Annotated in this window: 7 protein-coding genes; 4 read left to right on the top strand and 3 right to left on the bottom strand. The window is 45.5% G+C overall.

Going from position 1 to position 9,720, the window contains the following annotated elements:
- A partial coding sequence (locus tag RIM23_RS19345) for an RNA-guided endonuclease InsQ/TnpB family protein (RefSeq protein WP_446368759.1) occupies window positions 1-879 on the top strand: 879 nt, incomplete at its 5' end.
- Here RIM23_RS19345 and RIM23_RS19340 read toward each other — a convergent pair.
- Window positions 869-1,924: a hypothetical protein gene (locus RIM23_RS19340; RefSeq protein WP_446368758.1), complete on the bottom strand. Its 1,056-nt coding sequence runs from the start codon at window positions 1,922-1,924 to the stop codon at window positions 869-871. The two genes, RIM23_RS19345 and RIM23_RS19340, sit on opposite strands and share 11 nt — an antisense overlap.
- 458 nt (window positions 1,925-2,382) lie before the next feature.
- Between RIM23_RS19340 and RIM23_RS19335 the strand changes: the two genes are divergently transcribed.
- Both RIM23_RS19335 and RIM23_RS19330 read left to right on the top strand, forming a co-directional pair.
- Window positions 2,383-3,033, top strand: coding sequence for a MotA/TolQ/ExbB proton channel family protein (locus tag RIM23_RS19335; RefSeq protein WP_446368757.1), 651 nt, complete (start codon window positions 2,383-2,385; stop codon window positions 3,031-3,033).
- Window positions 3,017-3,418, top strand: coding sequence for an ExbD/TolR family protein (locus RIM23_RS19330; RefSeq protein ID WP_446368756.1), 402 nt, complete (start codon window positions 3,017-3,019; stop codon window positions 3,416-3,418). The genes RIM23_RS19335 and RIM23_RS19330 overlap by 17 nt, the downstream gene beginning before the upstream one ends.
- Here the strand turns inward: RIM23_RS19330 and RIM23_RS19325 are convergent.
- Entirely contained in the window at window positions 3,392-3,598 is a 207-nt protein-coding gene (locus RIM23_RS19325; protein ID WP_446368755.1) for a hypothetical protein, read from the bottom strand. The two genes, RIM23_RS19330 and RIM23_RS19325, sit on opposite strands and share 27 nt — an antisense overlap.
- Window positions 3,599-3,646: 48 nt before the next feature.
- Between RIM23_RS19325 and RIM23_RS19320 the strand changes: the two genes are divergently transcribed.
- On the top strand, window positions 3,647-4,246 hold the full coding sequence (locus RIM23_RS19320; protein ID WP_446368754.1) for a Uma2 family endonuclease: 600 nt from the start codon (window positions 3,647-3,649) through the stop codon (window positions 4,244-4,246).
- Between the two features lie 355 nt (window positions 4,247-4,601).
- Here the strand turns inward: RIM23_RS19320 and RIM23_RS19315 are convergent, their stop codons facing one another.
- The gene (locus RIM23_RS19315; RefSeq protein WP_446368753.1) at window positions 4,602-8,978 is read right to left on the bottom strand and encodes a non-ribosomal peptide synthetase family protein; all 4,377 of its coding nucleotides are present in this window, start codon (window positions 8,976-8,978) and stop codon (window positions 4,602-4,604) included.
- Between the last annotated feature and the right edge of the window lie 742 nt (window positions 8,979-9,720).

Genomic DNA, 9,720 nt, shown 5'->3' with positions numbered 1-9,720 from the left:
CTTGCTACCATTCACGGCAGAGAACGAATTGAACTGAAGGCGGGGAATTACCAAAGAGGAAAACTTAAAGGGAGAAATCCAACTTCGGCTCAGCTATGCAGACACCGTGATGGTCACTACTACCTGCACATTCAGATTAAGGACGGCGCACCCGAAGCAACAGATACCAGCAAGACCCTCGGTATTGACTTAGGACGCCGCGACATTGCGGTAACATCCGAGGGCCAGAAGTGGGACGGCACTGGCATCAAGCAAGTTCGAGATAGGTTTTCCCAAGTTAGAGCGTCTCTCCAGAAGAGTGCCCCGAAAGGCACGAGGACAACTCGGCGTAGATGTCGAGAAATCTTGAAACGGCTGTCGGGAAGGGAAAAGCGCTATCAACAATGGCTCAATCACAACATTTCTAAATCGGTGGTTAAACGGGCAGTTGAGTTAAGTGCCTCAATTGCTATAGAAGACCTTACGGGAATTAGGGAAAGAACCAACCAGCAACCAAGAAGCAAGACAGAACGCAGACGCTCGAATTCGTGGGCATTTTATCAACTGCGAATGTTCATTGAGTACAAAAGCAGGAGTGCTGGTGTTCAAGTTATCCCAATCCCCCCTGCCTATACCTCCCAAATGTGCAACAATTGTCTGCACATTCACCCTGTAAAGGGCAAGTCTTATCGCAGTGGCAAGATTTTCAAATGTGGTCATTGCGGATGGTGTGGAGATGCTGATTTCAATGGAGCCAACAACATCGCACTTGTGGGGCTGTCTATAAACCAGCCTGGAGGCACGGGGTTATCGTGCAAGTTAAACAGAACACAGAAATACGTTCAGCTTAACTTGTTTGATGACTTCAGGGCTACTGAAAACTCAGGCTTCAGCCGTTAGGCAAGCCTGAGTAGTTTATTTCTCCTGGTACTCCAGGATTAGCTATTGAGTCGCCATCACTTGATGAAGCTCGTTCCGTAGAACTCTCACCGCCCAAGCTTTCTCTGAATGGTTGGGAACCCGAAGAAGAACCTGAAAGCGGTTGGGAACTACGGCTTGGTCGTGTGGGGGCTGAGGGATTGGTCGCCACTGCTCCTGGTGAGCCAGGGTTAGCAATATCACTTAAAGAATCTGTCGATGGGGAAAAACTATCGCCCAAGCGCTCTCTGATGTTTTCGGTAATTTTTGACGCATCAGAAAGTATTCCAGAAACTCCTCTGGGTCGTGGGGGAGCTGAGGAATTTGTTGCCACTGCACCTGGGGGTGTGGGGTTGGCTTCAGAGGCGTCATCATTGGGTGGCGCTGTTGATTCTGTCGTCGTTGGTTCGCTTAAGCTTTCTCTAAGTTTTTCTACGTCTGAGTCAGTCTGAAGCGGTTGGGAATTACTGTCTGGGCGTGGCGGTGCTGAATTATTAATGGCTACGGGTTCAGGTGGTGATAGAGCCGGGTCTGAGGGTTCACGAATCGGTTCTGAGGGAGGTGTAACAACGGTTCTGCGTTCCCTTGTCGGTTCCGTGGATGGCTCTACTGAGGTGGGTGCAGGTGGCGTTACGGCTCTTTGAGGTGTTGCTGGTATAGCGGGTACGGGTTGCTTGACGGGTTTTTGAGGCAAAGCTTCCGCCCGTTGCTGCGGTTTAATTGGCTCTGGTATCTGCGTTTTTGTCGGTTGCGGTGGAGTTGGGGTTTCAACTGCCTTTGGTGTTGGCTTTGGCTTTGGAGTCTCTTTTAGAGGTTGTTCTTCTGGCTCAGGAACTTCAGGTTCCTCCACAAGTATGATTTCAATGGGGTCTTCGGCAAGTTCTGGTCTTGTTTCCCAAGCCAAGCTTATGCCAAGGGCTAGCACTATATGCAGCACCGCACTCCCAGCAAAGCTGTAGATGAGAAACTTTTTGAGAGCCTCTTGTTCCTTTTTGTGCTGCTCTATACAGAAGCTCGATATGCTCATACGCTATGCACCTTTCCTGATTACTCAAGCGCCTATCGTCTCAACCACTCCAGATTATTGCATATAAGTTGCATTAACGGTGAAACAATAAATGAACTTGGCAAGTATAACATGGCAAGCCTAGTCACGAATATTCACAAAAAATTTTTGATAGTTATTTTCAACAAACTTGCTTATCTATAACAATTCACTCCCCCTGTCAAGTGGAAATATTTCCGGTAATCTTAGAAGTTTGCTTTCCCCAAGAGTCGCCAAAAGCCCTATTTACCGTGGTTTTGTCTGGAAAAGCGATCGCTAAACGTCCTGGCGACTCTTGAGTAACGAAAAATATTTCGCTCAACTACTTGACAAAGAAACCGATTTAGCAATACATCTATTGAAAATAATTATCAGCTTGTACTCCCACGGTACGCCGGAAAGCTGGCTGAGCTTATTGAATTATAATTGCAAGAGAGGCTATGCCCATTATTCCATTTTTCAAGGCAGGCGGAATCGTCGCTTGGCCCCTACTCCTATTTTCCCTGGCGGCAGTCGCCCTGATTGTAGAGCGATTGTTTTTTTGGTTTCGAGTCACTCGTCGGCAACGCCGAGTTGTGAGAGACTTTCTGAAGCTTTACCGAGAAAAGCCAGACGTGGCTATCAACTATCTACAGCAGAATGCTGATTTGCCGATTGCCAAGATTTTTCTGGAAGCGTTAGAGCTTGACAACCCGAACCCGGAGGAATTCCGTCTGGCTTTAGAGAGTGCAGCTCAGGCAGAACTGCCAACGTTGAAGCGATTTAATACCGTGTTTGATACGATTGTTGGGATTTCTCCTCTTCTCGGTCTTTTGGGAACGATTTTGGGCTTGATAACAGCGTTTTCTTCCCTGAATATTGGTGATGTTGGGGGAACCCGCACGACGGGCGTCACGGGTGGAATTTCCGAAGCTTTGGTTTCAACCGTCATGGGGTTGGTTGTGGCAATTTTCACCCTCTTTTTCGCCAATATGTTCCGAGGATTGTATCAGCGACAACTGGCGTTGATTCAGGAATATGGTGGTCAGTTAGAACTGCTTTATCGTCGTCAATATGAGCAAAGGAGAGATGTTTATGCGGCTTCCCGATGAGTCAGAGAAGCCAGGGGAAATCAACATCGTGCCGATGATCGATGTGATTTTCTCGATTTTGGCATTTTTCATTATTTCGACGCTATACTTGACCCGTTCAGAAGGGTTGTCAGTGAATTTACCGAATGCTACAACTGCCCAAAATCAGCCGAGTACTGAAATTACGGTTACAATTCAGCCTGATGGAAAAATTGCACTGAATCGCCAGTCGATTGAATTAGAGGCGCTTGCAGAAGCCGTTCGCGCTTTAGTTGTGCCGAATAGTGAATCCCTTGTCATTGTCAATGCTGATGAAAAAGTCGATCACGGTCGGGTGGTGAGCGTGATGGATCAGTTGCGTAAAATTGAGGGAACCAAATTAGCGATCGCAGCTCAGAGACAGTAGACGCGATCGCACAGTTTGGGGTGTCTGAAATATCCGAGCAGCACCTCCGGCGTAGGGAAAACAAAACAAACGTAAGTTTGCTTGGGGATTGAGTTTGGGATAGTTAATCCCAGGGTCAACGGTTGATGTAGGCGTCCTGAAGGCTAAATAGGGCTTGCTGAATAAGTATGTTGGGCGCATGTCATTGAATCGTTTTAGATTAGATGTAATGATTCAAGAGGTCTAATTGTGGTCTTTGCTCAAACCAGTTCCCCAGATGTAGGAACAATTCGCCTCACGCTAGACGAGTATCGGGCGATGGAAGAAACCCACCCGGAACGCCATGAATATCGCAACGGAGAGATTATTACAATGTCGGGAGGTTCTGAAGCCCATAGTGCGATCGCTAGCAACTTATTAATTTACTTGGGGTTTTTGCTAAGAGATACCGATTTTCGTTTGTATAACAGCGACTTGCGAGTTTGGATTCCTGAATATCAGTGTGGGACTTATACTGATTTGATGGTTGTTCATGGCTTTCCAGAGTTCAATGGTGAGCGCAATGATGAAATTCTCAATCCTTTACTGATTGTCGAAGTTCTATCGCCTTCTACCGAAGCCTATGATAGGGGTGAAAAGTTCAGAAAATATCGCTCTCTTGCCAGCTTTCGTGAATATCTGTTGGTGAGTCAAGCTGAACCTTATATTGAGCAGTATCACAATCTTGAGCCTAGCCGTAATGATCGCTGGCTATGGCAAGTTTACTCTAACCTTGAGCAGGTGATCTCTCTACAGAGTTTAAACGTAGAAGTTCCCCTGTCCGAAATCTATCGTCGCATTAATTTTTAAGGGTAGCTAACTCTCTTACTATCATACAAGTATTAGAGGATAGCGCTCTATTGTCACTCTGGGAAAAGAACTTGGAATTCTGGGTGCGCTGGTTATAATGCTTTATGAATTCTTCAAGATACTGGGTTTTGGATTTTTGTAATTTTATGGTCATGATTTATATTGAATTGAAGTGACAACAAAAACGCTTTGCTTTGAACCCTCCGAGGCAATTTATCTAGGACGTTAGCTACCCCCGTTATAACCTAGTCCGCGCAGGCGGACTTTGTTTGTGTAGCAGCGATTTCAATCGCCGTGGAAAAAAGATAAATGCGGATTTGGTATTACTTAAAGGATTCAAAACCTGTTCCATGTATCAGTTTTGATGGTGATGAACTTGGAGCAATGGAGGATTGAGAAAACCAGTATTAATCAGGTAGGAAAAGTAGGTCTTAAAGACTTCAGCATCGACTGGAGGACAAACAATTGAGGTTTCCACGAGTCCAGTGAGAGTATTCTGACAATCAAACTGTTGCACTGGCGACTCTTGAGATTGGGAGTTGCTGGTTTCTTCAGCAAAAATAGTCATCAGTGGATACAATGCATTTTCGGGCGAATCTACTGAATTAATTAGTTGCTTTCGCCACTGTTCATAAGCGACTAACTCAATAGCATAACCCAAGGAGCGAATATAGCTAACCATCTCCTTCAAGGGTAACGGTTGAGGATTGACCAGATGAAAGGCTTTTCCGATAGAGTCTTTCTGAGTTGAGAGAAAAACAATGGCTTGGCTGACATAATCAACAGGACTTAAATTCAACTGAATATCCTGATTTGGAATACCTCCAAGTTGAATACAACCTTTGATCATTCTGTAGGTATGGTCGCCAGGATTACAAGCACCTGTTTGGCTGTGTCCTGATATGCGTCCTGGACGATAAATACAGACCGGAAGTCCTCGTTCCCGCGCAATTGTGGCTAACTTTTCAGCCACCCATTTGCTTTGAGCGTAGCCACTCGACGGCATTTTGGCATCGTCGAGGCTGTCTTGTTCTCGAACAACTTCAACATCTGGATTTTTAGGATAAACAACGCTGATAGTCGAGATGACATGAACGGGTTTTACTTTAACCTGACAAGCTAACCTTAAAACCTCTTGGGTTCCGAGAACGTTAGGTGCTTTGAGAACTGAATATGGATAGGTAAAATTAACGACTGCTCCATTATGATAGATGACATCGAGCTGACTTGCCAGCCTTTCAAATTGCGCTGGGGTGAGACCCAAAAGGGGTTGAGCTAAATCTCCGAGGACGGGAATAATTCTTGAATTGAATGATTGATCCCAAAGTAAATAAGATTCCAGACGCTGTTGAATCTTATTTTTACCTGACTCAAGGGTTTCAGCACGGACTAAGCAGTAAATATCGGCTTGCGTTTGTTGTAGGAGTTCGTAGAGTAAGAAAGCTCCTAGAAACCCGGTTGCCCCTGTTAAAAAGATAGCCGTTGGTACAGTATCGGGGTTATAAAGAATACCATTGGGACGAATAGTAGGGTCTAAAACTGCCTCAGCGTTCAGATTTATTGTATCCTGCTCAACTTGAGTGCCGGGTTTCGCTTGTTGGGTAATTTTTTTGGCAATATTAGCGACAGTCGGCTGTTGAAAAAGACTACGTAAGGATAGATTGACCTGAAAGGTTTCTCGCACCTGGGCAAGCAACTGAGTAATGAGTAGGGAATGTCCTCCCAAATCGAAGAAATTGTCGTGGATGCCTATTTTTTCAATGCCCAGAACTTGCGCCCAAATCTCTGCGAGTTGTTTCTCGACTGGAGTACGCGGTGCGACATAAACTCCTTCAAGTTCCGGACGGGTTTGTTCGGGTGCTGGTAAAGCACGACGGTCAATTTTACCGTTCGGCGTAAGTGGTAGTGATTTGAGCAGTACAACTGTTGAAGGCACCATGTATTCAGGCAGTTTGTTTAAACAAAACTGGCGTAACTCGCTAATATTAGGTGTCTGTTTTGGGTTGGGAATCACATAGCCCACTAATCGCTTACTACCTAATTCATCTTCAGACAGCCAGACAACGACTTGCTGCACGCTTGGGTGCTGACTCAGTACCGCTTCAACTTCTCCGAGTTCGATGCGAAAACCTCGGATTTTTACTTGATAGTCTACCCGTCCGAGAAACTCAATCGTACCATCGGGTAAGTAGCGTGCTTTATCCCCTGTTTTATACAGCCTTGGGGAGTGGGCATTTTGTCCGCCTAGATTTTCTAGTGTAATAAACTTCTGTGCTGTTAGTTCGGGACGATTGAGATAACCCCTGGCTACCCCAGCACCGCCAATGTACAATTCGCCCGGTACGCCGATGGGTACAGGTTGAAATTGTTCGTCCAGGAGGTAAACTTGGGTATTGGCGATCGCACGACCGATGGGAACAGTTTTGGCATTATAACGATTACCCTGGCTCTGAACCGGATAGGTGAGGACACCAACCGTCGTTTCTGTGGGACCATAGTGGTTAAGAATGCGACAGTTCGGTGCAGCTTCCTGGATTTTGCCAACTAACTCCCAGGTGGCTGCTTCACCCCCTAGAACTAAACATTGACGCGGTAGGATGGATGCAGATGCAGAGGAGGCTAAAAGGGTAGCTAGGTGAGAGGGAACGATTTTGAGACAGTCAATGGGATGGTGTTGAAGGTACTCGGCGAGTGCTTCCGGGTCAGAGGCTCGCTCTTGGGATAGGATATGTAAGCATCCTCCCGTACACAAGGCGGGAAAAATTGCCGTGTTGCCTAAATCGGCGGCAAAGGTGGAAACGGTAGCGAAGCTGACACCTGCGGGTACGTCCAATTTTTCGGAAATGGCATACAAGTAATTCAGGATTTGGCGATGTTCAATAGCAACGCCTTTAGGTTCACCTGTAGAACCAGACGTGTAGAGGACATAAGCTAAGGTTTCCGGTGTAACTTCCCTGGTAGGATTGGCATCAGATTCTTGGGCGATTGTTTGCCAATCTGCATCCAAGTACACCACGGTAGGAACTTGAGTATCCTGGCGTTTGAGAAGTTTCTTTTGGGTTAAGAGGATGGGTACTTTGGCATCTTGTAATCTGAAGGCTAAAGGTTCTGGCGGTAATGCTGAATCAAGAGGAAGGTAAGCTGCACCAGCTTTGAGAATAGCCAGCATCGCAATGATACTATGGATTGACCGCTCGGCATAAATTCCCACTAACACTTCAGCACCAACACCCTGGCGTTGCAAATAACGGGCTAATTGATTGGTACGTCTGTTGAGTTCGGCATAGGTGAGTTGTTGGTTTTCAAAGACAAGGGCAATGTTGTCTGGTGTGCGTTCTACCTGCTGCTCAAATAGATGATGAATGCAGTGAGTTTGAGGATAGTGGGTTTGAGTATCGTTGAGTTTTACGAGTAGGTGATGGCGAGTGCGATCGCTGATATAATTTAACTCACTCACTACCATCTCTGGATTGTTGAGAGCCTGTTCAACTCCGGTTTGAAATTGTTCGGCAAAGCATTGAATCACTTCTGGGTCAAATCGTTGCCTATCGTAGTAAAATTCGGCAATGATAGACTCTTGTTTGCGAACACAGCGAAGCTTTAATTTAAATCGCTCAAAGCAAACCGACTGCTGATCAATAGAAAAGGAAACATCACCACTATAATACTGATCCGACCAGTCATCGAACTCAAAACTAATCGGCAAGTTTGTCTCCTTATCAGCATCTGTACTCGCTTGCCCGGTAAAATAGTCCTGCCACTGGTCAATTTCAGCCAACTTTTCAGCCAGGTGTGACAAGACTTCGCTAAATTTTAAGTTCTTTTTCAACGAACAGTGGACAGGTAGCCATTTGGCAAGCAGTCCCATAACTTCATGCAATTCTTCATAATTTCTGCCACTGTAAACTGTATTGACCGTAATCTCTGATTGTTCGGTTAATTGCCAAAGTAAGGCATACCAACAGGCGAATAATACTTCAGCAGGAGTAACGTTAGTTCTGTGAGCTAAGGCTTCAATTTTTGCCACAATCGTTGGAGTCAGGTTTACCCGATAAACGTCAGGTTCAAAGGGTACAGCATTTATAGATTCAGCCTCAAAAGGAATGGTTATCGTTTGAACGTTTTGCTCACGCCAGTAAGCCTCTCCTGTCGCGGCATCTTCGTCCTCTAGGATTTCATTTTGCCATTCAGAAAATTGCAGGTATTGTACGAGTTCTGCTTCAGATACGTCTTCACCCTGCAAAGAAGCCTTATAGGTTTGGCTAATTTCTTTAACCAAGTTTTTTAGCGTCCAGCTATCTGCACATAAAGCGGGTAATATTACTAACAGAATATGGTGATTCTCTGACAGCGTTAGCAGCGATGCAGATACTATAGATTCCAGTTGAGAGAGAACATTCAAGTTTATTTTTTCTTGAAGCCGTTGCTGAATATGGGCGGATTGATCTTGAGGACTTAATCCGTTGAGCTTGACGTGATTCCAGGATAGGGTTCCACTTGTTTCTATCACCTGAATTGGCAGTTTAATTCCCGGTTGTCGGTGAAAGCGGGTGCGGAAAATTTCATGTCGATTCACAATACGTTCTAAGGCTTCTTTTAAATAATCAACATTCAGATTCCCTTGAATCTGGATCGCGCAAGACGCCTGATAGACCCTACTATCTTGTTGTAATAACCAAAGCTGCTTTTGTTGAGGTGACAGCCGAAATCCTTCAATTGCTTGAGTTTGCATTTGTTACTCCTAAGTAGTCGGACAAAACTAAAGTTAATTAGGGAACAGGGAACAGTAATTATTTGAGGCTCATTAACATTTCTTAGTACAGCGTACAGGATGTATTTTCAGGTAATTATCTGAATGAATGTTCAGCAGTTTAAAACCTTTTAAAATCAGGTTTTTATCGACACATAAATGAAGCATTATTGATATTTTCATTGATAGAGAAAGACCACCTAATCAGATATATTCAAGCGAAGCGTTGTGCAGGGGGTATGGGGGAGGCACTCGTCATTGGTGTCAACTTAAGCTCTAGTACTTGTAGGTTGGGTTGACGCAGGAAACCCAACTCATTAGCAACATAAGCAGAATATCTCTCAAATTAGGCAATTAACGTTTCAGGGGAAATCTAGAAACCTGAGTCGGGGCGGGTTTGTCACATCCCTTGTGCAACCGAAAAGATATAGCAGTAGACACATTGATTAGGACTTTCGTCACCATTGTAGAGACGCGCCATGGCGCGTCTCTACTCCCTCTGCTTTTGGCGCTTAAGTTGACACCAATGGGCACTCGTCCTATCCCCCTCTTCCCTTGAGATCCCCCTTCCGTCCCCCTTATAGATCCCCCTTCCGTCCCCCTTATAGATCCCCCTTCCGTCCCCCTTATAGATCCCCCTTCCGTCCCCCTTATAGATCCCCCTTCCGTCCCCCTTATAGATCCCCCTTCCGTCCCCCTTAAAAAGGGGGAGACCAGGGGATGC

The sequence above is a fragment of the Coleofasciculus sp. G3-WIS-01 genome (assembly GCF_040223135.1).
Classification (GTDB): Bacteria; Cyanobacteriota; Cyanobacteriia; order Cyanobacteriales; family Coleofasciculaceae; genus Coleofasciculus.
The sequence above is the reverse complement of the archived record's forward strand: the minus strand, read 5'-3'. Positions and strand labels throughout refer to the sequence as shown.